The sequence below is a fragment of the Anabaena azotica SJ-1 genome, from assembly GCF_047275885.1.
Lineage (GTDB): Bacteria > Cyanobacteriota > Cyanobacteriia > Cyanobacteriales > Nostocaceae > Trichormus_B > Trichormus_B azotica_A.
The window spans coordinates 2,323,424-2,348,279 of the sequence record NZ_CP178454.1 but is presented as its reverse complement, the minus strand read 5'-3'; the positions used below and the strand labels follow the sequence as shown (position 1 = coordinate 2,348,279).

The window sequence follows — 24,856 nt, the reverse complement described above, 5'->3', positions numbered from 1 at the left end:
GTGGAGATTGACTTAATATTAAATGAACTCTCTCTAGAAAATCCCGCTTCTGATAAGCAAACAGCAAGACAATGGATGTCTAATTTCATTAACACTATTAAAGCATTACACTCACAAGGAGTGAAGGTCTATCTTCGGACTAAAGATAACTTTAAGGCAACTATACTTGCATATAATGCATATAGTGATCCTATAGTTTATTATCCTATTGGTAGTTGGCTGGATGATAATGAAGTAAGAAAAGAAGAAATAGACTTTATTCTAACTCTAGCAACAGGAAGCCCTTTTTCAAAAAACATACCAAATCCAGAAATTGAAGGTATTGAAAATAATGAAGGATTATCAGAATTCTGTTATGAAGGAAAAGTTGCTCTTGGACTAGGGATAGCTTATGTACTGGATACGTTAGCAATTAGTTTTATATCTGATATGTGCTGGGATGCTAGTCATATAGAATTAGACCAAATTTTACTTAGTGATGGTCAAGAAATAATTGATCAAAAAGTAGAAATTCGCCATGCTAGTCGTAAAAACAATATTCAGTACCACTCTGAATGGATACAAAAGCAAATTGAAGAGGACAAAATTCAAGAGGATATTCTTGATGGAAATGATATTTGGGACAGAAGAGAAGAGTTATTTCCAAATCTAGAATTTTGTGAAAATGTCGGTAAACAAATCCAAGGTCTTGACTATGGAACTCCAATCCTGCAACAGGTTAAAAAGAAGTTATTTAAATTACAAAATTACTGTCAAACCTGGACAGAAGGAGATTTTAATCTAGACCTTCTTCCCAGTAAAGCAACTCCAGAAAGCCAGTCTAGACTTGACTCTTTAGAGGAAAAATTAACTTTTAAATGTCCTGATACTAAGAAGCGTATTTTTAGTTTGCATATTCGTATGACACCAGGAGCATGGAGGCTTCATTTTTCTACAGAATTAGGAATCTGTCCAGAATTAGGGACAGGCAAAATTATTATTGGATATATTGGAGAAAAAATACAGTAATTTTTTAGCGTGGTTACAATGTGCGATCGCTTTCCCCTGTTTATATTGCTAAACTAAAATAAACCTCACAACACTCAAGGGTATTGGAAAAATTGATATGGATATCTTATTATAACCTACCTTCCGCACTCCCAATTCTACCTCTTACGCAAAATCACGAAATTCTTTACCGTGCCATATTCTTAATATAAAAATTACATTATTAAACCGTAAATACCGCACAACATAGTCACCAGTTACAAGTTCACGGACATTACATTCAACCAGAAGTGTAATTTTTAGATGCGATCGCAACGTCCGGTGCAGGCATGGCACTATAATTTCCCTTAAAATCTGATTTATATAGGCTTGCTGTTTATTCAACCCAACCTAAATGAAGCTAATTAAGCTTAAACATAACAATGTTCAAGCTAGAATCCGCTACAATTCAATCAACTTAAATCCCCAAATCTTCAGAACAGTAGTCGCTATTTCCGGATCTACACCATCATAAGCTTCCCATTCCGAGTTCTTATCTTTAGGATGTCCCTCACCAACATGACCTGCAACTTTTATCACTGGAACACCCACTAAGTAATCCCGTTCCATCCCCTTGGGGAGAGCTAGTTGGATTCTGCGGCCTATGAACTTTGATGCACTGTTCTTTGCTACAGATTCACGGACTAGACAAATATCACCAGCAGTCCCCCAAGTAGTTTGGTAGATGTGGAGAAAGGATATGTAGTTTTCTGGTTTGATGGCTCTTTTGAGAACTTGCATTATTTAATCCTAACTGATCGTTTTTGACTCAAGAATTTCATTCATACACTACCTGCTATATTACAATTTTTGGCTTTTAATAAGATAAAACAAGGGAATTAAGCGGTGCAAGCCTGTCCTGTGTAGGTTTTGATGATAAATGCTCCCATCTCCGTAGCTGTCTGATTGGAAAGTATCAATGGGAAATATTACTCACCATAAGTTCATATTTGAAGGCTGTGCTATACTCTTAGGATATAAGGATTATTTTCGGTTGAGTAAGTCGTTTTAATTTCTTTTAAATGAGTCTCTCCGAATCTAACTCTCTGCACTCTTTGGTTTGGGAGACCATCCATACTATGTCGATTTACGTTGGGAATTTGTCCTATCAGGTTACAGAAGATGACCTGAAACAGGCTTTTGCTGAGTACGGTAAAGTTAGCCGTGTGCAGTTGCCTACGGACAGGGAAACAGGCCGTCTGCGTGGTTTTGCCTTCGTGGAAATGGAGACTGAAGACCAAGAAACAGCAGCCATTGAAGCACTTGATGGTGCTGAATGGATGGGACGAGATTTAAAAGTGAACAAAGCGAAACCTCGTGAACCTAAAAGTTCTCCACGTGGAAACTGGGGCGGTGGTGGTGGTCGTGGCGATCGCCGTTATTAATCCTGTTCTGAAAAATTTTTAAGTCTAGAGTCTCCAGCAGATACAGCCAAAAGTTCGACTCTGCTGAGATATTTTTTTACTCTAGTTAGTATGTATTAAACCAAAATCAGGAGGAATTAAGAATGACACAAGTAGTTTTGGGAGAAAATGAAGGTATTGAATCAGCTTTACGGAGATTTAAGCGTGAAGTCTCTAAAGCCGGAATTTTCCAAGATATGCGTAAGAATCGCCATTTTGAAACACCTTTAGAAAAAGAGAAGCGCAAAGCAATAGCTAGACATAAGCAACGTCGTCAACAACGTTCTCGCTTCAAGTAATAGCTTCAGAGTAATGCTCACTGCGACTGTAAATTCAGGCAGCATCTCCTCATTATTCAATTTAACCTTTGTTGTTGGTAGCAATATATCTGACCATCTGCCAGTAACTAGCAAAAATTAAGAAAAAACCTGTTTGTAGTAGTGCTGTATTTGTTGCTGGCACTACTACAAGTCGTATTTAGGCTCAAAAATTAGCTAGATTTCCGCCACTGCACGTTCAATCAAGCGTCGAGCTAAAGTTTGCGTTCCAGTGTGTTCATAGTAATTAGTTGCCACATCTAGAAAAGCCGCTACATAGTCTAATTTATCATCACTAAATTCAAGAAAACCTTGCAAGTGGTTAAGAACTTTCTGTGATGTTAAAGCATTAGCAGAAACGATGCCATTCATCCAACCTTTAACTGAATCAAGGCTCTGACCAATAAAATCCAGTTTACCACCGTTACTGTTACCAGGGATGAAGTTGCTCATAGCTTTGAAAGTAGAGTTCTGGTCTAAATCCTGGGGATTCATCTGACTCATCATAGTTAAGGATTTTTGGATGAAATCTGGTCCCAAGGGGATGAGACCATCAACACAAATTAATGCTGCCATGCGAATCAATGATTCGCCACTATATTCACCTAAAGAACTAACAAAATCGCCAATGCTATCACCAGGAATCCCGTTAATTTGGCAAAAAGCGACTAATTCAGCAACTATTTTTAAAGTTAAGTCAATAGTTTGAGCTTGATCAGCTTTGGGAGTAATGGAGTTTAAAAAACCCAATAGAGGAATTGACGCACCGACTTTATTAGCCAAAGCGGCTGCACCCAAAGCTTTATCAGTACCATCAACAGTTTGATAAAGCCATAAAGCGGTTTGATATCCTTGGGATTTGTCGTTAAAAAGATAAATTGCTCTTTCACCAATCATTTGAATCAAACTTTCGTCATCTTCACCAGTGACGGTTTTAATCGTATTGACAAAACCAACAGTATTTTTCCACTCACCAGGAGCAATAAAATCTAAAGCGTTTAACATGGAAACAGTTAAACCACTGGTTGGTAATTCGTCAACTAACTGAAATATTGATTTACTCACAAAAATCTCCTAAGTGATGGTTTGTTATCTGAAGCTGCTAGTAAAAGTTATTTCAATTTAGCCAAATCATCAAGATCAAATTTTTCTATCCAATCTGTGCGATCGCTCGCATTAAATAATGGATCTTTAGAAATCACCTTCACTTGATACTTACCAACTAAAATAGAAGTTTGCGTTTTACCCAGTTCCACAGCCGGATAACCGTCAATTTTCTTAGTGCTGTTGGCATATTTTGACGCTACTGTTGGCGTGCTGGTAGTGTCAGAAATCGCCAATTGCGCCACAACTTTACCGTCTTTTTTTAAATTCGCTTCAGCAAAACCTTTTTTCTCTTGGGTATAGACTCGCTCATAGCCATCTTCACTTTCAGGAAAAAAAGCATTTAATTTACTGCCCTGTGTAGCATTTTTGGCAACAGCTTGACCGCTTTTTTGTCTAGTGCTTTCCTGTTGTACCTGGTCAAAACGATTGGGTGCTTTTGTAGCACAAGCCGTAGTCAGTAGTAAAACAGACAGCAACAAACCGGCTAAAAGCCTCCGTCCACGGATTAAAATCACCTTTGTTCTCCTTCAAAACTTGGGGTTTGAGGCAATTATCTGCTCTAGTTTACTGTTTGTACCAAAAAATTTACTTTTTGATCATTATTGGTATTGAGGACTACTGAATTTTTCAGGTTCTTTATGATTCAAGGCGATAAGCTATCACCGCATAGAAGGGATCTCCTGACGGTAAACCTAACCATTGCCAGAAATTCGGCGCAGTTGATTGATTAACAATGACTTCTGGAGTAGTGAATCCAGGTACTGAAGCAAAGTAACGCTTTACTAATTCGACTCTAGACATTTCTGAGGCATCCCGCCAGATTTGAATCGCCTTTTGATAAAACATCCGGTTAGAAAAACTGATAATAGCCACACCACCAGGTTTAAGAATGCGGTGAATTTCCGAAAATACCGCTTCTGGATATTGGATGTACTGCACAGAAACACAATTGACAACAGCATCAAAATCTTGATCTGGTAAAGGTAGCTGAGGCTGTGCATTGATATTCTGCACAAAATAATGGTTCAATCGACGATTACGTGCTAACTCTTCCGCATTGAGTCCATGTCCCTCAACATGGTCAAACTCTATTTCTTCTGGTAGATGAGACACCCAACTGCTCATCATATCTAAAATGCGCGTGTTGGGTTTGAGACGCTGCCGATATAAATCTGTTAACTTTTGAATAAAACCTTCATCAACATGGGTGACAAAGCGCGGATAATCATAAAACAACTTATCATCAGTATCATCTAACTTAAGGCGTTGATTTGGTCGCAACAGCATAAATTTCTATTTGGTAAAAACCTTTCACTAAATGGTGCTAATTTCGTATACTAATTGACATTATTTTCATTACAACACTAAACTTAGGCGCTCACAACTCATAATATTCAACATATTCAACTCGTATTCAATAAATGTTGTACAAATCACCTTTATTTGTCGCTATTAAACAGCGTATTCTCCTACTGAAGCAATTTCCCCACATTAGTTTGTTAATTTGGCTAATTCCTTTATTATTATTTACTTCTGGTGAAACTAGCCTCATGGCGCATGATGAAGCCCTTTATGCCAGGAGAGCGCGATTAATGTTTGATTCTGGTGACTGGATAGCACCTTGGGAAACAGCCCATCATAAAACCCCTGGGTTTTATTGGTTAATTGCTATTTTTTATCAGTTATTTGGCATTAGTGATACCAGTGCGCGAATACCTAGTATGATCGCCGGAATTTTGAGCATATTAATTATATATGAAATAGCGAAAATATTGCTAGATCAAAAATTAGCTTACCTATCGGCAGCTATTTTGAGTGTGGAATTTCTCTGGCTGCAATATTGTCGTCTCACTGCACCTGATGTACCAATGATTTTATTGGTATGTTTAGCTATTTTGTGTTTATTAAAAGCAGAAATATATCCTAAATATCGACTTATTTATGGTTTTATTGTCGGTGTCAGTTTTGGATTAGGCTTTTTGATGAGAAGCTTTATGATTTGTTTGCCAATAGCGGCATTATTACCTTATTTAATCTGGGAACATCGCCGGCATCGTCATCTTACTAACCCAATGATCTATTTAGGAGGTTTAGTTGGGTTAATTCCTACTTTAGTTTGGTTGTGGTTTAACTGGCAGCGTTATGGTGGTGATAGTGTTGGTCATTTGTTGGGATTTGTGGCAGAATTAGGTAGCAGTGAACGTCCGGGAAATGGCATATTTTACTATTTTTGGAATGTCCCATTAAAATCTTTTCCTTGGTTTTTATTCAGCATTTTGGGATTAGTTTTAGTAATTCGTAAACCCATCTCTCCCTACCCATTACTATTAGTAGGTTTTCCAATAGTTCTATTTACAGAAATAACTATATTTTCCACACGGTTAACTCACTATAGTCTGTGTTTATATCCCTTTATCGCTATGTTTGCGGCTGTGGGATTAGATTGGTTAGCTAAAATTTACCAGCAAGGTAAATCAAATAAAGTTAATGCCCATCTTCCTCGAAACATCAGCTATGCTTTTGGTGTTGTAGGCATGATTTTAATTGTAGCTAGTATAGTGGTTTTAGTGGCTAATCTTGTTGATATTAAAAAATATGCAATTCTGGCTTTAGTTACAGGTATAAGTTGCTTAATTGTACCTTCAATTTGGATTTTACGTTACCATTATTATCAAAATTTTCTTACGTCTCGTTACTGGATAAGTGGTTGGTTAATTGCTAGTTGGCTATCTATAGCTACGGCTGGTAGTTTAGGTTTATTAGGAGATTTTAATCCTGCATTTAGAATATTTTTTCACCAACAAGCTATTGTGACAATTCTCCAAAATCATCCAGTTGCTTTTGTGAATTTAGATGGCAAAAATGCTGTATTGATTAATTTTTATACTCCTATTCATGGTCAGGAAGTCAAGTCTATTTCTCAATTACCAGCTTTGAGTTATGCTTGGATTTATACGCCTAATTCTGGTGATTTAGTTAAAAATTATCGCCTTGTTGGTAGTGTGAAAGATTATCAATTAGTTCAAATTTTATCACCTCTAGCACCCGTACCATAAATGATTATATCCCCAACTTTTTTACAAAAATCAGGGATTTATGGCTAAAATTTATTTTTGTTAGCAGTCATCTTTTTCAGACTAACATCAAAAATACCTATTTGATAATTCCAGGACTTACGCAACTGGCATATTAGTAGGGTGCGTCAGACTTCATAAATCCTGCAAATAAACAGATATTTGATATCTGACGCACCATAAAATAGATGTTTGGTGTGACACTTGCGTAAGTCCTAAATTCACTCATTTCTCAAATATTCTGACTCCTGAATTCCGACTTATTTTTTAACAAGAGTCTCTTTATTATCTACTTCTTTATCTTTAAATAAATCAGCAGTTGTTAATAGCAATTCTCGCAAACTTTGCTTTAATTGGCGCTCTTTTCTGGCTATGGCTGCACCGGCTTCACCTAGTTTATGATCTAACTGAGAGTGCTTTTCTTCTACTTGTGTAGCCATCGTTTCTGCTTGGGGACGGGCTTGATTATACCAGGTTTGGGCATCATCTAAATATTCTTTGATTTCTACAGAACGTCCACCATAACGTGCGGCTAAATTTGCTCGAATAATGGCTAACTGTGCTTGCAGTTGGGCGTAGCGTTTCTTCAATAAACCTACTTCTTCACTATCTTGGATAGCATTAATGGCTGATGCGATCGCACTCTTTATATTAGCAGATCTATCTTGATTAGTGTGTTCAATTTCTGTTAACATTCCATCAACTTCTTGCTGGAGTTGTTCTTCTTCATGATCTAATCGAGCCTGAATTTGTTTTAGTTCTATTTGGGTTTTGACAATAGCTTCATGTCTTTTGCTATTCACCCCTTCTAATGCACCTTCAATAGAAGCAGTTACTTCTTCTTTGATTTCGCTACCTTTATCCTGGAGGTTTTCAATTACTGTAGAAACAGCATCTTTAACTAAGGTGCGTAATTCGCTAGAACCTTCTTTTAATTCACCAGCAACCTGCGAAACTGCGGCTTTAACAATTTCCCTAATATTTTCAGTTCTTAATTGTCCGGTGGTTTTAACTTCTTGTAAATCTGCTTGAATTTTTTCTTTAATGTTGTTAGTCATTTTTACCCCTTAGAATTTAGCTAATGTGGATAGAAATTGAGCATAATCACTACAATCACATTATGATGTAGTCTTTTTTATCTAAACACCTCCTTTAGGCATAAAATACAGAATCAAAAGGAAGATTTGTGCTAAATTACCTATTTATGAGATGATGAATAGTAAGGATTTAGCAATCCTAAACCTAGTAATAATTGGAAATTAACTATGTGGCGAGTAAATATAACTTGTGATGGGGAAGCTTGGAAACGCTATGGTGCGGAATTTAAGACAATGGCGGGAAATTATCAAGGTGAATTGATTGGTTCTAAAAAACTTCCAGATGGAACTCGCATCATGTCTTACAAAATTGAGGATGTTAATGATGCAGAAGAGTTTCAAGAAAAATGCGCTAATTTTCCAGGTTTCACATCAGATTTTGAATCTTTATAAAAATGAAAAAATTAATGACTTTGATATTATTCACTTTTTGCTTGTGGATAATTAATTTTACCTCACCTGCTAATGCCTTAGATACCGCTAAAGGTGCAGAAATTTTTAGCGTCCATTGTGCTGGATGTCATATCAATGGTGGTAACATTATTAGAAGAGGCAAGAATTTAAAAAAGAATGCCCTCAAAAGATATGGAATGGATTCTTTAGAGGCGATTACAAACATCGTCACTAATGGTAAAAATAATATGTCGGCATACAAAGAAAGATTGACAACAGAAGAAATTCAAATTGTGGCGGCTTATGTTTTGGAACAAGCAGAAAAAGATTGGAAATAATCACATAAAAAATATCATGTTACCTGAAGAAAGTTACTTACAATTTACCCCTGATTTAAAAATTTGCCGGATTTTAAATGGAATGTGGCAGGTTTCCGGTGGACATGGACGCATTAACCCCAAAAATGCTATTGAGTCAATGTTTCAATATGTCGATGCTGGTTTTACAACTTGGGATTTAGCAGACCATTATGGCCCAGCAGAAGATTTAATTGGTGAATTTCGTCGTCAATTAATTGCGACTCGTGGAGAAGAAGCAGTAAATAATATTCAAGCTTTTACAAAATGGGTTCCTCGTCCTGGAAAGATGACGAAAAAGATTGTTGAGGAAAATATTGATATATCCCTGAGTCGAATGGATGTTAAATCATTAGATTTAATGCAGTTCCATTGGTGGGAATATCGAGACTCTAATTATTTAGATGCTCTCAAATACATGGCAGAATTGCAAACTGAGGGTAAAATCAAGCATTTAGCTTTAACTAACTTTGATACGGAACATTTGCAAATTATCACGGAAGCAGGAATTAAGATTGTTTCTAACCAAGTGCAGTTTTCACTGGTTGACAGAAGACCACAAGTAAATATGGTTAAATTCTGTCACGAACATGATATTAAATTGTTTACCTATGGTAGTGTGTGCGGTGGTTTGTTATCAGAAAAATACTTAGGTCAACCAGAAGCACGGGGTTTTGATTTAAATACCACCAGCTTGAAGAAATACAAAAATATGATTGATGCTTGGGGTGGTTGGGGACTATTTCAAACCTTACTTTCCACCCTGAAACAAATTGCTGATAAGCATCAAGTAAGTATTGCTAATGTGGCTGTGAATTACATTTTAAATCAGCCAGCAGTTGGGGGTGTAATTGTCGGTGCAAGATTAGGAATTGCGGAACATTTAGAAGATAATGCACGCGTGTTTGGGTTTAGTTTGGATGCTGAGGATGTGGAAAAGATAGATGCAGTTTCGCAGCAGTCGCGGGATTTGTATCAGTTAATTGGTGACTGTGGGGATGAATATCGGCGTTAATTAATTATATCCCTGACTTCTGTTTTTATCTGGTAAATAAATTATAAATTGATATTAGAAGTCGGGGATATTAAAACATCACCATAAACGCTGTATGGGATAAGCATCAAATTTACTGTCAGCACTAATTATAGGTATATTTTCAACTATCGCCTGTGCTATTAACATTCTATCAAACGGATCACGATGATGTAAGGGAAGCTGAGTAACAGTAGTAATATGACTGATTTTGATATCTAATAGAGTAAAGTCATTAATACTCATTTGCTGTCTAATAAATGTCTCAAATGGAAGATTAAAAGTTAGCTTTCCTAAACCGTGTTTAATTCCCATTTCCCAAACACTAGCGATACTCAAAAAAATTTGATTATTCTCATCGTTAATCAATTCTAAAACTTGATTACTTAATCGAGAATTATCTGTTACATACCAAATAAATGTATGGGTATCCATCAAAAACATAACTACATATATTCCTGAAAATCTTCTAAAGGTTCATCAAAATCATCCGACATTGTTACCATTCCCTTTGCACTACCAGGTTGACGACGGTGTTTAACTGGTAATACAGGAGTTAATTTTACAGCAGATTGATTATCTTTCATGATAATAATCTCTTCACCTTTAAGTGCTGCTTCAATTAAGTCAGATAAATTTTGAGAGGCTTTATTTATAGTAATTTGCTGCATAGTTATCACCTCAAAATTAATAAAAAACATTGGTATAACTATTATACCTAATTTATTTAATCAAAACTTGAAATCGTGCATCTTCTTGAATAGTATCAAAATCAGAGTCAGTTTTTGCCATTTCACGGTATTTGTCAAGATTCAAATTAATTACTGTTTGCAGATTTTCAATTGCTTTTTCAATATTACCTTGTAGAGCATAACTACAAGCTTTATTGTACCAAGCTTCATGGTAATCAGGTTTAAATTCCAGTGCTTTGTCGTAGGAAGATATCACCTCTTCATACCTACCTAAATTATTGAGGGAAATGCCCCGGTTGTACCAACCTTCATTTTAAATGAAATACCCACACAATAAGGCTTTCAATAATTTTGAAATGGGTTCTCCATAAAAAGTACCGAAGAACCGAAATTATCCAAAATCTTTTAATATCTTGTTATTAAGTAACTCTGATAGTTTACTTTCTATTTCTCTATATTCCTCTGATATATCACTAAAATATTGAGCTATTTGTGTCACATTGTTTTCAACTTGCTCCTTTCCCTTGGAAGTAATATTTTGCGTATCTCTTATGTACTTAGCAATTCTGTCCAGTTTACTCTTTATCGCTCCTGCTTCAGCTTGATCTAAACATTGTGAACCCTGTGCCTCAATTGATAATTCTTCTATAGAAATTTTTGTTTGTAATAAATCTTTTAAATCTTCACATCGTTCTTTTAACCAATTCAATATAGCTTGAGAATCTGTTCTATCTTTAAATGCTGCTAATATGTTGCGTGTGCAAGCTAAAAGAATATCTGTATATTGAACATCTTCAGGATCAATATCTTCTTCATCAGCCGCAAAGTAGACGACAAAAAAACCTTTTTTATCTAAATATTGTTGTAACCGCAGTAATTCTGTAGATTTTCCTGCACCACGATGACCTGCATAAAGTTGACAGGTAATTCTATCAGAATATAGAATCTCTCTCCCTACTGCTTCCAATATGTCACCATCTCCCCGCACTTCGTGACAATCAACATAAGCAGGATCTCCAGCAGGTAATGGTCGGAATGGGTCAAAAGCGTTATATAGGCGTTTTAAGAAAGCAAAATCTGATGTCATAGTACAAAATCTCACCACCTAGCGTCATTTTAGCGCAAAAATACTGAGATTTATATTTTGAGTAGATTTATATTGTGAGTTGAATACTTACAAGCATCCAGAGAAAAATCTGCATAAATGCTATCCTAAAAGAGTAACTCCTAGAATATTGTAGTGATAAATTTATGAGTTCGCCATTTCCAGGGATGAATCCCTACTTAGAAAATCCTGATTTATGGTCAGAAGTACATCATAGATTAATTACAGCTATAGCTGATAATATAGAATCTCATCTTAGTGAAAAATATCGAGTAGCTATAGAAAAACGTACCTATAGACTTGATACTGAAGATTCTTTATTAATTGGTATTCCTGATGTGGCAATTTTATCAGTTAAACAAGAACAAAAATCAAATATTAATCAGACTGCAATAGCAATTTTACCCACAGAAACAGAAAATAAGGCGATTACTGTCACCTTACCATTACCTTTAGAAATTAAAGAAGGATATTTAGAAATTAGAGAAGTTTCTACAGGTAGAGTAGTAACTATAATTGAAATCCTTTCTCCTACTAATAAAAAAACTAAAGAGGGTAGAAAATCCTATTTAGATAAACGGGAGAAAATATTGCAAAGTGATACTAATCTAGTAGAAATTGACTTGATTAGAAATGGTGAAAAAATGCCCATTGTCACCAGGGTTGCTGATACAGATTATCGCATTTTAATTGTAAGATCATATCTTTTCCCATCGGCTCAATTATTTGCATTTTCTGTCAAACAAGCCATACCTAATTTTACCATACCTCTACAACAAGGAGAAGAAGAAATAGAGTTAAATTTACAGCATTTATTGTTAGGCATTTATGAAAGAGCTAGATTTGATTTAACCTTAGATTATCATATTCCTCCTGTACCAGATTTGTTGGCGGAAGATAGAGAATGGATGGATATATTATTAAAAGAACAAGGAAGAAGAGAGTAGATAAAAAGATGACTTACAGATAATTTTAAATCCATAGATATTTTCTTGATTTCCTTTTCTCTGCGTTTCTGTGGTTTGTTATAAAAAATATGATTTCTCAAAATACAATTCCCACTGGATACCTACGCAAAGTCCATCATATCGCTTTAAATGTCCGCGATATGCAAGCATCCCGCTATTTTTATGGTCATATTTTAGGTTTACACGAACTCAAAGGAGAAGAAGTAGATGCAACCTTAAAAGAACTGGTTGCTGCGGGAAAGATAGCTAATTTTGTCACTCCTGATGGAACGATTTTAGATTTATTTGGAGAACCGGAATTATTACCACCTGACCCTGACCCCAGTAAGTCCTTTACTAGAGCTTATCATTTGGCGTTTGATATTGCTCCAGAATTATTTGATCAAGCTGTGTCCGTGATCAGGAAAAATAATCTAGTCATTGCTTATGGACCCCTTAGCCGTCCTACAGGTAGAGGTGTGTACTTTTATGACCCTGATGGGTTTATGATTGAAATTCGTTGTGATCCTCATTAAATGGGAAAATGGAAAAAGTTTTAAAGGTTATTGAAGATGTAATTACTAACCCTCCAATTCCTCACGAACCCTATAAGCAATCTTTGAAAAATTGGGCGATGTATTGTTTACGGGATAGGGGTTTTATTGTTGTTTATGCCCAAAAGGGTGATTTTGCTGTGGAAGTTAAAGGAGGAGGAAAGCTGTATTTTAAAGTTACGAATAATGCGGTTGATTTGGATGATAATATCAATTGGATTGTTTGGGATGGTGCAGCTAAAAAGGTTAGTTTGATTCCGCAAATGTTATAAATTACAGTAGGTTGGGTTAAGCGACATCGCAACCCAACAAATTATTAATTATGTTTCACAATTTTTTTTAACGAACCGCGAAGGACGCGTTCGCGTAGCGTCCCGGAGGGATAGGACGCGAAGGAAAGAAAGAGAAGAAAGAGAAGAGAGAGATTTTTTTAGGGTATCAAACTGTTGCGTTTTTGCATGAGATGAAAAATTCATTGTTTAGAAAAAACCATTAAATGCTGTTGTGGTAATGTGTTTTTTGTTTCTTGGAAAATTAATCCTACTGCTTGCATTTCTTTTTTGACTTGTTTTTGTGTCATTTTGTGGAGACGTTTAATCATAATGAAGGGATTTTCAGCACGATATTCTACTAAAACAACTCTACCTCCTGGTTTTAAGGCTTTGACTATTTCTGTCATCACTTCTTGGGGATATGCTAATTCATGATAAGCATCTACCATGATTGCTAAATCTATGCTTTCTGGTGGTAGATTAGGATTGGTTAAGGTTGCTAAAGTTGGTTCAATATTGTTGATTTTTTTCTCTTGTTTAAAATATTCAATTATTTCTAACATTTCTGGCTGAATATCGACTGCTAAAACTTTACCTTGTGGTAATAATGGTGCTATTAAAAAACTTAAATAACCTGTTCCAGCACCAATGTCTGCAACTATTTGATCAGGTTTTAAGTTGAGGAGGTTGATTATTTGACTGGGTTTTTCTTCTGCTTCTCTGTTCGGTCTTTGTAACCAACCTGCACCTGTATATCCCATGACTTGGGCAATTTCCCGACCCATGTAGTATTTACCGATACCGTCTGAACTGTGATTTTGTCGCTGTTCATAAACGGGTAATGCTGCTGTGGGTAGGTTGGAGTAAGTTAGTAATATTCCTCCACTGAGAAGAAGGATGAATATTAAATTACATATTAAATTATAAATGGTTCTAAAGAGCGATCGCACCATTTCCCCTCTATTAATTCTGTCACTAGTGGTGTAATTATAAACTTAGCAGGGAAACCGTCTTTCACATCCACCCGCACGCAAGAATAAGGCTTTTTCCTCTGTGAACCGTAACCACTCCGTCCCACATAAAGCAGTGAATCTGCAACTTTATAAGTAATTTTGTCAGTAACGTCAGTAAAATTTTCTACGAGTTCTGTTCCTTCCTGTCGCTGACGACGGGGACGACGACCACTCCCACCACAAACAATATAGTTAATATAAGAATCCGCATATCCAGTGTTCACTGTCCGCAGATATTCCAAACAATGCGCGTGACCGTTGAAAATCACATCTACCAGCGGTCTACCTTGAGTTATATTACCCAAAGTTGCTGTCACTTGTTCAAATACTCCCCGCAAACGATGACGTACAGCTAAAGTTTGTGCTTGATGCCACTTAGTTGCTTCTGTCACATAAGGAGGATGATGAAAAAATATCACCCGTCCCCGCACTTCTGAATTATGCCAAGATTCAATTAACCGATTCTTTAACCATTCCAGTTGTTCAAAATCGACATCAGCATTTGTATGGGTTTCTAATTGTTTCTCGATATCAATCTTGACTTCATTGAGTTGGTCTACCTTTGCACCCAAATCAGCCAATTGTTCAGATTCTGCGGGATTTTCCGAATTCAGTTTTTCACACTCTGCCAAAATTTGCAACTCTTCTTGTTCCAACTTCTGACGACGCTGTAGCAATTCCCGACGATAAATATCTCCCGCTTGGTTTTCTGGTAAAGGTTCTGGTGTATTAAAAGTGTTAGAATCAAGGGCAAAAAAGTCAATCCCACCATAATGAAACGTATAATACCGATTGGGTAAGCGGGTGAAATTTCCCGGTTGATAACGCAAACATACACCTGTATGACTTTTAGCAGTGTAATGTAAGTCTAAATGATTTTCTAGCTCGTTGGGAGCAAAAGCCGCTAAATAATCAATAAATGCTCTTGTATAAGCATCTCCTTGATTTGAACCATGCCAACCAATTTCAATGTCTTTATAGCGTAACATCCGACGTAAAGGCAAAGTCGAACCAGTTATTAAGCGATACATTAAAGGCACGTCATAGTAATCATGATTACCCAAAACTGGCAAAATAGGTAACTTAAAAACCATCTGGTCATAAGCAATATTGCTGGGATTTTCACCACCTACCAAAAATTCCCGGTAAGGTTCAATAAAATTAGCCGGATAATACTCGCGAGAACCCACCACATAAACTACATCACCAGTATGCAAAATAAACCGGCAATCATCACTATTATTCAACATCATTTGGGCAACTTGACGTTGAGGATGGGAACCATAGTGGGATTTAGTTCCGCTATCACCTATGACCATGAATGAAAAATCTGGACTTGTCTCTTTACCATCATCTAAAATCATCGCAGTTTGGTCAATTCCACGCTGCAAGATGCTAGGATGCTGCCATCGCACCCTTTGCTTCATTTTTTGGATTTTTACAGGAACTGATGGTTCAGAAATCAATTTCATAGCTGAAATTAGCTAAAGTATCTACTAAATACCTTAACTTATTAACTGGATTACACCCCACTGTCCATTGGTTAACCAACTAGGATCGGTATTTGCTAATTCCAGTATAACTTCAGCTTTCAGCCCCGTGGCAACTTCTGATTTTAAAGTGCGTAAAGCTACCATTGGTGCGGGCAAGTAAGAAACTATGTCTGCAAATTTTGTGGTAAAATCCCAAGAGCGATCGCCTAACAAACGCCGATAATTAGCATCACCTTTAACAATCATTAAATTCGACTTCCCTAACTCATCTTTGAGTGATATTGGTATTTCCCAAAATGCTAAAGGTGAAGTCCAAAAATAATCTTCAGCTAAAACTAATCGACCGGAAACTAAATTTTCTGTTAATCTCTTTCCCAAAGATTGGACTGGAGGATGGCTACTTTTTACTAAAAAATCTTGCGTATAAAGCACATCTTTGATCATCGCATCAGATACAAAAGTGGGATGGGGCTTTAAATGGAGATAAACCTGATTTGCGAAACCACTACCCAAGAGAAAATCAACCAAACATAAATCACAAATTAACTCAAAACCAGCATTATCAATCACAAAATCAATGCGGTTATTCTGGGATTTAGTTAATAACTTAGTAACAGCAAAGGAGTCATCTATTAAAATATTATTTAATTGAGTCTGAATATCAAAACTACTTCTATCATCTTCAAAAGCTGACCATAAACTTAAATCAACTCGGTTTCCCCATAATGCAAAATATAATAAAGCAATGAGAGACGATTTACTTGGTTTACCTTCTTGTTGAGACTCATTCAACCATTTTTCTACTTGAGAACACAGAGAAATAATTGAATTAACTGCTGCTTCTAAACCTTGAACTTTTTGTAATAAAAATGGGTCAATACCTGGCAATGCACCTGGCTGAAAGTAATTAGTAATATTGAGAATCAGACGGTAAAAATATGTTTCCGCAAAAAACCAAGGTACATCTACCCAACGCTGATGTTTATAGAGTTCTAAATATCTCTTCCAATCGTGAAAATCCACACCACTATCATTGGTTAAAGGTCGTAAATATCCACTTGGTAGTTCGGCTGCTAATTCTTCCAAGCTTTGATTTATGTCGGTGGAGAATTGATTTTCTACAATTACACGACGAGCAATATCTGGCATTCGTTGAGTTACTGTAAACTCAGTAAAAGAACCAGCATCTGAGCCTAGAAGCGGTGCTGGTAGTGGTAAATTGGGGATTTGAAATTTATTTTTATTCACCAAAAACTGCTATCTCCCATTAATTTTTACGTAAGAATTCAGGTGAGGCGATAAGATCACCGACTTCTTGGATAATTTTGTCGATAAATTATGAATTGATGTCAGAAGTCGGGGATCTGGACATTAACCAGTGCTATAGCTGAATACTTACATTTTTACTTATTGTAACCTGATTGTAGAAGTTTAGATTCCGGAATTATTAAAAAAGTCGGGTATCTTGTCAAGGTTAATTAGTTATTCATCATTGTTTTGGGTAAAATTAACTTGTTCATAAATACCTATACAGAATTAATTACACAGATTTTCTGCCTGTTCCCTGTTAACGTTTACGCCGAGAACGTTTCTCTTGCTGACGTTTGAGGTAATCTCGCCGTAGCCGATCAACGTCATGATCATTATCAGCAAATAAACTATCAATACCAACAACTTCTTCTTTAGGTAAGACTCGGAGATATTTGTACACCTTAAATTCAGAGCGTGGAGCTTCAGAGATAATATACATGAAATAGCTGATGAAAATCCAGGCGATCGCACTCGATACAACTGTAAAAATACCAACTAACAAAATTCCTATCAATTGAGCAAACAAAAGATTTGGACTACCACCAAAAACTAACCCACCTTGATCTAGATTAAAAACGTCTTGAGACCAAGCGTAACTATTCGGGTTTTGGCTAAACAATCCTACTGCTAGTGTTCCCCAAACTCCACAAACAAGGTGAACAGAAATAGCACCTACAGGATCATCAATCTCATACTTGTCTAAGACAATTGTCGCCCAAACAACCAATACTCCACCCATAACACCAATCAAAGCGGCACTGGTAATATTCACAAAAGCGCAAGAAGCAGTGATACTAACACAACCAGCTAGAATGCCATTAATCATAAATGCTAGACTGGGTTTTTCATAAAATTGCCAAGACCAAAAGGTAGCACTGATTCCACCCATTGCACCTGCTATCAGAGTTATCAACAGAATATGAGCTATAGCTTCGGAATTGGCTGTCAGTGTCGAACCAGCATTAAAGCCATACCAACCAAGCCAAAGAATAAAACATCCCAAAGTACCGGTACTAAGATTATGGGCTGGCATAGAAATAATTCTTTTACCGGAAAAAGTTGTTTCTTTCGGAGAAGGTTTTTCATATCGTCTGAATTTTCTGTATTTTCCCAACCGTGGTTTTAATAGAAAAGTTCCCACCAAAGCAGCCCAACCACCCACTGAGTGAACCACAGTTGAACCTGCAAAATCTCTAAAACCCAGATTATATAAAACACCACCAGGTAAATTTAAATCACCTGCACTACCCCAAATCCAGTGACCAGTAATGGAATAACTCAACACTAAGAAAAAACTGAACGCTATAAATGCACCAAACTTGATCCGTTCCGCAACAGCCCCAGAAACTATAGTTGCGGTAGTACCAGCAAAGGTTAACTGGAAGAAAAATTTAGCAGGAAGTGGGATAGCAGCCCATTTTAATGAATGAAAAACTCCCTGATAACTATTGTCTGTCAGGGGGCTATTGTCAGCACCCTGTAAGAAAAAACCATTCCAGCCAATAAAATCATTCCCATCACCAAACATGAAGCCAAAGCCCAAAATCCAGAAGGCTATGGTAGCAATGGCAAACACAATCAGGTTTTTAGCTAAAACGTTGATGGCATTGGCACTGCGGCAGAAGCCAGACTCTAACATAGCAAAGCCCGCATTCATAAAGAATACTAAGCACCCCGTCAACAGTACCCACTGAGTATTTTGACTAACCTGCAAACTCTCTAATGAAGGTGGTGAAGCCGCAGTAACAGGAGAGAGCCAGAACACCATGATAAAAGCTACTGTGGGGAAGTACAGATACTTAAGTAAAGGAATATTGTTAAGCTTATTTTGCTGGGTTTTTGGCTTAAACATAAGCAATGAGAGTGTTTTCCTGAAGAATTCTGTTCTTAAGCGTGATTTATTCTACAGTATATACAGGAATATATACCAACACAAAATAACCAAAATTTTGTAACTTCACGGAAAATACTTAAATAATAATACTTAATGAAGAAAATTTTATATGTTTTTTATTTATCATGTTTTATAATCATTGCAGGTGCTAAATAATACAAGCTTGCTAATTAACTATTAACTACCTTTCAGGTTCTGTTTGGTCAGCTAAAAAACTTTTGCTTTGTAGGCTACAGGGCAATCAGGCTGGCTACCCCACAATAGTTTTCAGGTTGATAATAAGCTAGACAAATCTCTAGCAGATTATCATTCATTCCTGCTTATCATTCATCCCTACATAATTTCCTCGAAAACAATGGTCAACCTATACTCCCTGGAATTCTCAGAACCAGAAGAAAATAGAAATACACAGGATTTTCTATGTATCAACCCAAAGTGTCCAAATCCTAAAAGACCTATCAATGAGGGAAAGTGCGAAGTTTGGTGTTCAGCTTGTGGTTCTGATTTGCTTTTGAATGATCGGTATCGGGTTATTGATGTACTGATTCCGGGAGCAAGGCATCAAATAGAAAAGTGTACTCTTTATGATGCTATTGATATTACTAACAATAAAAAATCAAAAGTTATAAAAGTTATACATACAAATAACCAACAAAGAATCAAGCAGTTTAAAACTAGTGTCAAGGTTTTGAAAAACTACTGGTTTGCAGGGATTCCTAAAATAGATAAAGGAGCAGCTTTCCATATTGAATTTCCCAATGATCCAATTCCAGCAAATTGCTTGGTAATGGACAAAATAGAAGGAATAGATTTACAAAAATTCTTAGAACTTCAGAACAATAAGCCAATTAGTGAACAGCAAGCTATTGATTGGTTAAGGAAAGTAGTAATAATTTTAGGAAGACTACATGATAAACATTTCATTCACGGCGATATCCAACCTTCAAACATTATGTTGAACAGCAGTGATGGGGAAATTGTCTTGATTGATTTTGATGCTGTTAGACCTATTACTCAATCTGTTTTGGATAATAAAACTCTCACCAGCATTGGTACTGATGGTTACATTGCACCAGAACAAAGAAAAGGTAGAGCCTTACCACAATCTGATTTCTACGCCTTGGGAAAAACATTTGTACATCTGTTAACTGGTAAACATCCTAATAAATTCAAAGAAGACAGAGAAAAAAAATTGCGTTGGCGTTATAGTGCGCCACAAGTATCAAAATTTTTGGCAGATTTAATTGATAATTTGATGGATTGGTCTTCAGATAATCGACCTAAAAATACGGCAGAAGTTTTGCAACGGCTACAAGATGTTGAACGCAATTTAGAACATCAAAAAAAAATCCAGCAATGGATAAATTTTAATTTTAAGAAAGCTACTAGATTCATAGGATTTGCATTATTCGGATTTCTTGTGTATCAGACCATACAGTCTAATAATTCTGCATCTATTCAGCCACAAGCAGAAACTTTTGTGGAACCCGCATCGACACAGGTTGAATCGACACAGGTTGAATCGACACAGGTTGAAAATTATAAATTATGCAGAATAAAAAAAGATGGAGAGCTTAATGTTAATGCTTTAGCTAATGTTGCTAACGATGCTATTACATTTGTCACCAATCCAAAAAACCCCAACCGGATAAATATTGGTCGTGACCGCTTTCCTGTTCCCAGTCAAAGCGGCTGTACAGTAATCATAGAAGTTTACTTACAACAAACTGAAAAGTTTACTCCACAATACGAACAACTAATCATAAAGCAGATGCAAGCAAATATACATCCCGATGCCAGAATGCTAGTTAAACCTGTATTCAGACAGAAAAATTTATAAGTGTTGTTGTGAACTATCTGCTGGAGATTCTTTTTTGATCAGTATAGCGATCCTATTTGAGTTGAGAACTTATCAGTGAGGAAAGGGAACAGGGAACAGGGAACAGAAAGTGTTCATGAATCATTTAGGATTGCTATAGATCAACATAATTAAACGTAAATACCTGATTTCTTAAAGAAGTCAGGGATCTGGGTATTCTGGGTATTGGGAGCGATCGCACCTAACTAGGTGGGCGTTAAAAATTGTCGTGATGACAAAGCAAGAGTGAAGAGGTTTTCCGGCTCATTTACTTCGTTCTACTGACTTGAAACTCCAGTGAAAAAATAAAGCCCCACCACAAGGGCGGGGGGTTTCTCTTGTAACCATACAAATGTACTATACAGATAGGGAATTTGGCAAGCGATCGCTAAGAAAATCTTTACATTTATCAACATAAGCAATATAAAAATTATAACTTTCTCTAACTATTTACTGATATACACTCATTGATAAGCTGGTATCAGGAGGAATATCTTTTGCAAGTAAAAGCGGCAGTAGCTTATAGTGTGGGTCAGCCCTTAACCATCGAAACCATAGAACTTGAGGGACCACAAGCAGGGGAAGTATTAGTTGAGATTAAAGCCAGCGGAGTTTGTCATACCGATGCTTACACACTTTCTGGTGCTGACCCAGAAGGTTTATTTCCAGCGATTTTAGGACATGAAGGTGCGGGTGTGGTTGTGGAAGTAGGGGCTGATGTCAAAAGCGTTAAACCCGGTGATCATGTCATCCCTTTATATACACCTGAATGTCGTCAATGTGAATATTGTTTAAGTTTAAAAACTAACCTTTGTCAAGCGATTCGCACTACTCAAGGCAGAGGTTTAATGCCCAATGGTACTAGTCGGTTTAGTATCGGTGGTAACATGATACATCACTACATGGGAACATCAACCTTTGCTAATTATACGGTGTTACCAGAAATAGCTGTGGCTAAAATTCGTGAAGATGCACCCTTTGATAAAGTTTGTTATATCGGCTGTGGTGTGACGACAGGCATAGGTGCAGTTATATATACAGCCAAAGTTGAAGCAGGTGCAAATGTAGTGATTTTCGGTTTAGGTGGTATTGGTTTAAATATCATCCAAGCGGCGAAAATGGTAGGTGCAAATATGATTGTGGGAGTTGATATTAACCCCAAAAAACGCGCTTTAGCTGAAAAACTGGGTATGACACATTTTGTTAATCCCCATGAAATTGCAGGTGATTTAGTTCCTTATATAATAGATTTAACCAAAGGTGGTGCAGATTATTCTTTTGAATGTATTGGTAATGTCAACGTCATGCGTCAAGCCTTAGAATGTTGTCATAAAGGTTGGGGTGTTAGTGTAATTATTGGAGTGGCAGGTGCAGGTCAAGAAATCAGCACTCGTCCATTTCAATTAGTAACTGGAAGAGTTTGGAAAGGTTCAGCGTTTGGTGGTGCAAGAGGGCGTACAGATGTGCCAAAAATTGTGGATTTATATATGAATGGGAAGATAAATGTTGATGATTTAATCACTCATGTCATGCCCATTGAGCAAATTAATCATGCCTTTGATTTAATGCACAGAGGGGAATCAATTCGGAGCGTAGTGACTTTTTAATAGTGGCAAACCCCATATATTTCAGTTTATCAGTGTTTTTTTCTGTGTTTTTTATGACTCTGTTGTTAGTTAAAAAAAAATCAATCTATACTACTCCATGACTAATATTAACCTGGTATCAGAATATAAATGTTTTGATGGCAAACTTGGCTTTTATTCACATTTATCTACTACCTGTAACGGTGAAATGCGTTTTACAGTTTATCAACCACCACAAGCCACGCAAAAACCTGTACCAGTGCTTTATTTTTTGTCCGGTTTGACTTGCACAGAAGATAATTTTATGATTAAAGCAGGGGCGCAACAGTGGGCTGCTAAGTATGGTTTAATGCTAGTTGCACCAGATACGAGTCCACGAAATACAGACATTGTGGGTGAAAATGAACAATGGGATGTAGGTACAGGTGCGGGATTTTATGTAGATGCGACAGAAATACCGTGGCGATCGCACTATCAAATGTATAGTTATATTATCCAAGAACTACCCACCGTAATTAACACCAACTTTCCCGCCCAACCCAATCAAACCAGCATTTTTGGTCATTCAATGGGGGGACATGGGGCGCTAATTTGCGCCATGAGAAACCCACAACTATATAAATCAGTATCAGCTTTTGCACCTATTACTGCACCTATGCAATGTTCCTGGGGTCAAAAAGCATTTAATCTTTATTTAGGAAATAATCAAGAAAAATGGCAAATGTATGATGCTAGTCAATTAGTTCAGAAAGTAGGATATCACAGCACAATTCTCATTGACCAAGGAACCGCTGACCAATTTTTAACCGATCAATTATTACCTAATGTATTTGAACAAGCTTGTACAGAAGTAAATCAACCCCTCAACTTGCGTTATCAACCAGGTTACGATCACAGTTATTATTTTATCTCCACTTTTATCGCCGACCACATCCGTCACCATGCCAAATATTTAGGATTAATTGAATAAATTAAACATCAATCTTCCTTTAGGGTGAGCATTGCCCACCCACAATAAAATTTCTGGTAATTATTAACGTGATGGATTACCCTGATTAGGACTACCAGCTACTTTATCTTGACCTGGTGCTTCTGGAGTAGCAGTTTCCCTCGCATCACTTTTTTCAGTATCACCAGTTTTGCGAATGTCCTCTTGCAAGGGAGTTTGAGAACTATCAGAAGTTTCTAGTGTACTCTCTTGCTGATTCGCTTGCTGATCGGATTTTTGTTGTTTTTTTGCTTTTGCGCTCATGAATAAACTCCGATGAATATAGGCATCATTATAAAAACTTAATCATCATCAATTAATCTATCTATAATCTGGTTATCAAATATTCATTTATCTACCTTAAGTATTGTTTATAATTCTGTAAATCAATACTTTCAGTCATAGACAAAACCCACAAATTAGACCGTGATTTATTAAACTAAATAATTTTGCATGAATTAGATTACCCTATTTTGTGCTAAAACTTGAGTTAAACTACAGAGGCGCAAAGTTAATAATGAATCTAATTTGGCAGGTAGATTTTTATCGTAGTCCATTGCGTGATGCAGCAGACCAGGTATTATGGGAGTTATTGATTTGTGATCCCACCCGTAAACTTGAGTATATCGCCACTTGTCCCCAATCACAGGCTAATTCCAATTGGCTAACAGAACAATTTAAATTAGCAAGTGCAGAGAATTTACCTGATATAATTCAGATATTTAGACCTCAATCTTTGAGTTTAATCACCGCAGCAGCAAATAATTTAGGTATTAATATTGAACCTACCCGTCGCACTTTTGCTTTAAAACAATGGTTGCAAGAAAAGAAATATCCTCTAGTAATTGATAAACTACCACCAGAACCATTACCGGAAAACCTCTGGGGAGAAGAGTGGCGTTTTGCAAACATTCCCGCAGGTGATATTGTAGATGAATTTACAGACCGTCCAATTCCTATTTTGCAAATACCAGAATATATACAACCGATAAATTTGGGTTTAGCCTCCACAGTTCCTATTCCCGGAGTAGTAATTTATGGTGGACGACAATCTATGCGTTTGGCAAAATGGTTACAAGCAGCCAATCCTGTCAGTTTAAATTATATTGCAGGTGCGCCAGATGGGTTAATTTTAGAAGCTGGTTTAGCAGATAGATGGATTTTAGCAACTTTTGAAGATCAAGAGGTTACAGCAGCAGCTAAAGTATATGCACAGCGAAAACAGGTAAGCAAAGGATTGCATTTTTTATTAGTCCAACCTGATGATTCGGGGATGACTTACAGTGGTTTTTGGTTATTAGGAGGGGAAGATTGAAAAATGTTACTTCCTAATATAT

At 36.6% G+C, this 24,856-nt stretch carries 27 protein-coding genes and 2 pseudogenes; 14 read left to right on the top strand and 15 right to left on the bottom strand.

The window, feature by feature from the left end; translation table 11 throughout:
• Nucleotides 1–1,008: a hypothetical protein gene (locus ACLLO5_RS10325; RefSeq protein WP_413175351.1), complete on the top strand. Its 1,008-nt coding sequence runs from the start codon at nt 1–3 to the stop codon at nt 1,006–1,008.
• Between the two features lie 144 nt (nt 1,009–1,152).
• Here the strand turns inward: ACLLO5_RS10325 and ACLLO5_RS10320 are convergent, their stop codons facing one another.
• Together ACLLO5_RS10320 and ACLLO5_RS10315 are read right to left on the bottom strand one after the other, a co-directional pair.
• A complete protein-coding gene (locus ACLLO5_RS10320; RefSeq protein WP_413175350.1) occupies nt 1,153–1,323 on the bottom strand; it encodes a hypothetical protein in 171 nt (56 codons plus the stop codon).
• Between the two features lie 105 nt (nt 1,324–1,428).
• On the bottom strand, nt 1,429–1,767 hold the full coding sequence (locus ACLLO5_RS10315; protein WP_413175349.1) for a hypothetical protein: 339 nt from the start codon (nt 1,765–1,767) through the stop codon (nt 1,429–1,431).
• 338 nt (nt 1,768–2,105) lie between these two features.
• Between ACLLO5_RS10315 and ACLLO5_RS10310 the strand changes: the two genes are divergently transcribed.
• Together ACLLO5_RS10310 and rpsU are read left to right on the top strand one after the other, a co-directional pair.
• Nucleotides 2,106–2,411 (top strand): RNA recognition motif domain-containing protein, encoded by a 306-nt coding sequence (locus ACLLO5_RS10310; protein WP_413175348.1) that lies wholly within the window; start codon nt 2,106–2,108, stop codon nt 2,409–2,411.
• Between the two features lie 122 nt (nt 2,412–2,533).
• On the top strand, nt 2,534–2,728 hold the full coding sequence (gene rpsU / locus ACLLO5_RS10305; RefSeq protein ID WP_013192888.1) for a 30S ribosomal protein S21: 195 nt from the start codon (nt 2,534–2,536) through the stop codon (nt 2,726–2,728).
• Between the two features lie 195 nt (nt 2,729–2,923).
• Here rpsU and ACLLO5_RS10300 read toward each other — a convergent pair whose 3' ends face one another.
• The 3 genes from ACLLO5_RS10300 to ACLLO5_RS10290 all read right to left on the bottom strand — a co-directional run bounded on the left by ACLLO5_RS10300 (nt 2,924) and on the right by ACLLO5_RS10290 (nt 5,140).
• Nucleotides 2,924–3,811, bottom strand: a complete 888-nt coding sequence (locus ACLLO5_RS10300) for a hypothetical protein (RefSeq protein ID WP_413175347.1) — start codon at nt 3,809–3,811, stop codon at nt 2,924–2,926.
• A 47-nt stretch (nt 3,812–3,858) separates the two neighbouring features.
• Entirely contained in the window at nt 3,859–4,368 is a 510-nt protein-coding gene (locus ACLLO5_RS10295; RefSeq protein ID WP_413175346.1) for a hypothetical protein, read from the bottom strand.
• A 121-nt stretch (nt 4,369–4,489) separates the two neighbouring features.
• Nucleotides 4,490–5,140, bottom strand: a complete 651-nt coding sequence (locus tag ACLLO5_RS10290) for a class I SAM-dependent methyltransferase (RefSeq protein ID WP_413175345.1) — start codon at nt 5,138–5,140, stop codon at nt 4,490–4,492.
• 134 nt (nt 5,141–5,274) lie between these two features.
• On the opposite strand from ACLLO5_RS10290, the gene ACLLO5_RS10285 reads away from it, so the two are divergent.
• Nucleotides 5,275–6,909, top strand: coding sequence for a glycosyltransferase family 39 protein (locus tag ACLLO5_RS10285; protein WP_413175344.1), 1,635 nt, complete (start codon nt 5,275–5,277; stop codon nt 6,907–6,909).
• 278 nt (nt 6,910–7,187) lie between these two features.
• Here ACLLO5_RS10285 and ACLLO5_RS10280 read toward each other — a convergent pair whose 3' ends face one another.
• Nucleotides 7,188–7,985, bottom strand: a complete 798-nt coding sequence (locus ACLLO5_RS10280; RefSeq protein ID WP_413175343.1) for a histidine kinase — start codon at nt 7,983–7,985, stop codon at nt 7,188–7,190.
• A gap of 207 nt (nt 7,986–8,192) precedes the next feature.
• Here ACLLO5_RS10280 and ACLLO5_RS10275 point away from each other — a divergent pair, with 207 nt between their 5' ends.
• Genes ACLLO5_RS10275 through ACLLO5_RS10265 form a run of 3 tightly spaced genes read left to right on the top strand, consistent with a single transcriptional unit; the run spans nt 8,193 to nt 9,788 of the window.
• On the top strand, nt 8,193–8,417 hold the full coding sequence (locus tag ACLLO5_RS10275) for a hypothetical protein (RefSeq protein ID WP_413175342.1): 225 nt from the start codon (nt 8,193–8,195) through the stop codon (nt 8,415–8,417).
• Between the two features lie 2 nt (nt 8,418–8,419).
• The gene (gene petJ / locus ACLLO5_RS10270) at nt 8,420–8,755 is read left to right on the top strand and encodes a cytochrome c6 PetJ (protein ID WP_413175341.1); all 336 of its coding nucleotides are present in this window, start codon (nt 8,420–8,422) and stop codon (nt 8,753–8,755) included.
• A gap of 13 nt (nt 8,756–8,768) precedes the next feature.
• Nucleotides 8,769–9,788, top strand: coding sequence for an aldo/keto reductase (locus ACLLO5_RS10265; RefSeq protein WP_413176057.1), 1,020 nt, complete (start codon nt 8,769–8,771; stop codon nt 9,786–9,788).
• A gap of 78 nt (nt 9,789–9,866) precedes the next feature.
• Here the strand turns inward: ACLLO5_RS10265 and ACLLO5_RS10260 are convergent, their stop codons facing one another.
• The 4 genes and pseudogenes from ACLLO5_RS10260 to ACLLO5_RS10245 form a co-directional block, all read right to left on the bottom strand.
• Nucleotides 9,867–10,250: a type II toxin-antitoxin system VapC family toxin gene (locus tag ACLLO5_RS10260; protein ID WP_413175340.1), complete on the bottom strand. Its 384-nt coding sequence runs from the start codon at nt 10,248–10,250 to the stop codon at nt 9,867–9,869.
• A 2-nt stretch (nt 10,251–10,252) separates the two neighbouring features.
• A complete protein-coding gene (locus ACLLO5_RS10255) occupies nt 10,253–10,477 on the bottom strand; it encodes a type II toxin-antitoxin system Phd/YefM family antitoxin (protein WP_413175339.1) in 225 nt (74 codons plus the stop codon).
• A gap of 52 nt (nt 10,478–10,529) precedes the next feature.
• Nucleotides 10,530–10,796 (bottom strand): annotated as a pseudogene (locus ACLLO5_RS10250) (TPR end-of-group domain-containing protein); the annotation flags it as partial.
• A gap of 315 nt (nt 10,797–11,111) precedes the next feature.
• A pseudogene (locus tag ACLLO5_RS10245) lies at nt 11,112–11,585 on the bottom strand (ATP-binding protein); the annotation flags it as partial.
• 164 nt (nt 11,586–11,749) lie between these two features.
• Here ACLLO5_RS10245 and ACLLO5_RS10240 point away from each other — a divergent pair.
• The 3 genes from ACLLO5_RS10240 to ACLLO5_RS10230 all read left to right on the top strand — a co-directional run bounded on the left by ACLLO5_RS10240 (nt 11,750) and on the right by ACLLO5_RS10230 (nt 13,376).
• Nucleotides 11,750–12,550 carry a DUF4058 family protein gene (locus ACLLO5_RS10240; RefSeq protein WP_413175338.1) on the top strand — a complete coding sequence of 267 codons (801 nt, stop codon included), beginning with the start codon at nt 11,750–11,752 and terminating at the stop codon, nt 12,548–12,550.
• A gap of 89 nt (nt 12,551–12,639) precedes the next feature.
• Nucleotides 12,640–13,086, top strand: a complete 447-nt coding sequence (locus tag ACLLO5_RS10235) for a VOC family protein (RefSeq protein ID WP_413175337.1) — start codon at nt 12,640–12,642, stop codon at nt 13,084–13,086.
• Nucleotides 13,087–13,094: 8 nt separating this feature from the next.
• On the top strand, nt 13,095–13,376 hold the full coding sequence (locus tag ACLLO5_RS10230; RefSeq protein WP_190563223.1) for a hypothetical protein: 282 nt from the start codon (nt 13,095–13,097) through the stop codon (nt 13,374–13,376).
• Between the two features lie 200 nt (nt 13,377–13,576).
• Here ACLLO5_RS10230 and ACLLO5_RS10225 read toward each other — a convergent pair whose 3' ends face one another.
• From ACLLO5_RS10225 to ACLLO5_RS10210, 4 genes are all read right to left on the bottom strand, one after another.
• Entirely contained in the window at nt 13,577–14,329 is a 753-nt protein-coding gene (locus ACLLO5_RS10225) for a class I SAM-dependent methyltransferase (RefSeq protein ID WP_413175336.1), read from the bottom strand.
• A complete protein-coding gene (locus ACLLO5_RS10220) occupies nt 14,293–15,861 on the bottom strand; it encodes a metallophosphoesterase family protein (RefSeq protein ID WP_413175335.1) in 1,569 nt (522 codons plus the stop codon). Before ACLLO5_RS10220 ends, ACLLO5_RS10225 begins: the two co-directional genes overlap by 37 nt.
• A gap of 33 nt (nt 15,862–15,894) precedes the next feature.
• Nucleotides 15,895–17,130, bottom strand: coding sequence for a damage-control phosphatase ARMT1 family protein (locus ACLLO5_RS10215; RefSeq protein WP_413175334.1), 1,236 nt, complete (start codon nt 17,128–17,130; stop codon nt 15,895–15,897).
• Nucleotides 17,131–17,449: 319 nt separating this feature from the next.
• Nucleotides 17,450–19,045 (bottom strand): ammonium transporter, encoded by a 1,596-nt coding sequence (locus tag ACLLO5_RS10210; RefSeq protein WP_413175333.1) that lies wholly within the window; start codon nt 19,043–19,045, stop codon nt 17,450–17,452.
• A gap of 397 nt (nt 19,046–19,442) precedes the next feature.
• Between ACLLO5_RS10210 and ACLLO5_RS10205 the strand changes: the two genes are divergently transcribed.
• The 3 genes from ACLLO5_RS10205 to fghA all read left to right on the top strand — a co-directional run bounded on the left by ACLLO5_RS10205 (nt 19,443) and on the right by fghA (nt 23,501).
• Complete coding sequence (locus ACLLO5_RS10205; protein WP_413175332.1) at nt 19,443–20,927, top strand: serine/threonine protein kinase; 1,485 nt, start codon at nt 19,443–19,445, stop codon at nt 20,925–20,927.
• Nucleotides 20,928–21,442: 515 nt separating this feature from the next.
• A complete protein-coding gene (locus tag ACLLO5_RS10200) occupies nt 21,443–22,552 on the top strand; it encodes an S-(hydroxymethyl)glutathione dehydrogenase/class III alcohol dehydrogenase (protein ID WP_413175331.1) in 1,110 nt (369 codons plus the stop codon).
• Between the two features lie 97 nt (nt 22,553–22,649).
• Nucleotides 22,650–23,501, top strand: a complete 852-nt coding sequence (gene fghA / locus ACLLO5_RS10195; protein ID WP_413175330.1) for an S-formylglutathione hydrolase — start codon at nt 22,650–22,652, stop codon at nt 23,499–23,501.
• Nucleotides 23,502–23,564: 63 nt separating this feature from the next.
• Here fghA and ACLLO5_RS10190 read toward each other — a convergent pair whose 3' ends face one another.
• Nucleotides 23,565–23,783: a hypothetical protein gene (locus ACLLO5_RS10190; protein WP_413175329.1), complete on the bottom strand. Its 219-nt coding sequence runs from the start codon at nt 23,781–23,783 to the stop codon at nt 23,565–23,567.
• A gap of 253 nt (nt 23,784–24,036) precedes the next feature.
• On the opposite strand from ACLLO5_RS10190, the gene ACLLO5_RS10185 reads away from it, so the two are divergent.
• Entirely contained in the window at nt 24,037–24,834 is a 798-nt protein-coding gene (locus ACLLO5_RS10185; RefSeq protein WP_413175328.1) for a Tab2/Atab2 family RNA-binding protein, read from the top strand.
• Nucleotides 24,835–24,856 lie beyond the last annotated feature (22 nt).

Excerpts from the sequence above, each read along its gene's own strand:
- ACLLO5_RS10315 (WP_413175349.1), bottom strand. The coding sequence starts at position 1,767 with ATGCAAGTTCTCAAAAGAGCCATCAAACCAGAAAACTACATATCCTTT.
- ACLLO5_RS10310 (WP_413175348.1), top strand. The coding sequence starts at position 2,106 with ATGTCGATTTACGTTGGGAATTTGTCCTATCAGGTTACAGAAGATGAC.
- rpsU (WP_013192888.1), top strand. The coding sequence starts at position 2,534 with ATGACACAAGTAGTTTTGGGAGAAAATGAAGGTATTGAATCAGCTTTA.
- ACLLO5_RS10290 (WP_413175345.1), bottom strand. The coding sequence starts at position 5,140 with ATGCTGTTGCGACCAAATCAACGCCTTAAGTTAGATGATACTGATGAT.
- ACLLO5_RS10285 (WP_413175344.1), top strand. The coding sequence starts at position 5,275 with ATGTTGTACAAATCACCTTTATTTGTCGCTATTAAACAGCGTATTCTC.
- ACLLO5_RS10280 (WP_413175343.1), bottom strand. The coding sequence starts at position 7,985 with ATGACTAACAACATTAAAGAAAAAATTCAAGCAGATTTACAAGAAGTT.
- ACLLO5_RS10275 (WP_413175342.1), top strand. The coding sequence starts at position 8,193 with ATGTGGCGAGTAAATATAACTTGTGATGGGGAAGCTTGGAAACGCTAT.
- petJ (WP_413175341.1), top strand. The coding sequence starts at position 8,420 with ATGAAAAAATTAATGACTTTGATATTATTCACTTTTTGCTTGTGGATA.
- ACLLO5_RS10260 (WP_413175340.1), bottom strand. The coding sequence starts at position 10,250 with ATGTTTTTGATGGATACCCATACATTTATTTGGTATGTAACAGATAAT.
- ACLLO5_RS10255 (WP_413175339.1), bottom strand. The coding sequence starts at position 10,477 with ATGCAGCAAATTACTATAAATAAAGCCTCTCAAAATTTATCTGACTTA.
- ACLLO5_RS10240 (WP_413175338.1), top strand. The coding sequence starts at position 11,750 with ATGAGTTCGCCATTTCCAGGGATGAATCCCTACTTAGAAAATCCTGAT.
- ACLLO5_RS10235 (WP_413175337.1), top strand. The coding sequence starts at position 12,640 with ATGATTTCTCAAAATACAATTCCCACTGGATACCTACGCAAAGTCCAT.
- ACLLO5_RS10230 (WP_190563223.1), top strand. The coding sequence starts at position 13,095 with ATGGAAAAAGTTTTAAAGGTTATTGAAGATGTAATTACTAACCCTCCA.
- ACLLO5_RS10225 (WP_413175336.1), bottom strand. The coding sequence starts at position 14,329 with ATGGTGCGATCGCTCTTTAGAACCATTTATAATTTAATATGTAATTTA.
- ACLLO5_RS10220 (WP_413175335.1), bottom strand. The coding sequence starts at position 15,861 with ATGAAATTGATTTCTGAACCATCAGTTCCTGTAAAAATCCAAAAAATG.
- ACLLO5_RS10210 (WP_413175333.1), bottom strand. The coding sequence starts at position 19,045 with ATGTTTAAGCCAAAAACCCAGCAAAATAAGCTTAACAATATTCCTTTA.
- ACLLO5_RS10205 (WP_413175332.1), top strand. The coding sequence starts at position 19,443 with ATGGTCAACCTATACTCCCTGGAATTCTCAGAACCAGAAGAAAATAGA.
- fghA (WP_413175330.1), top strand. The coding sequence starts at position 22,650 with ATGACTAATATTAACCTGGTATCAGAATATAAATGTTTTGATGGCAAA.
- ACLLO5_RS10190 (WP_413175329.1), bottom strand. The coding sequence starts at position 23,783 with ATGAGCGCAAAAGCAAAAAAACAACAAAAATCCGATCAGCAAGCGAAT.
- ACLLO5_RS10185 (WP_413175328.1), top strand. The coding sequence starts at position 24,037 with ATGAATCTAATTTGGCAGGTAGATTTTTATCGTAGTCCATTGCGTGAT.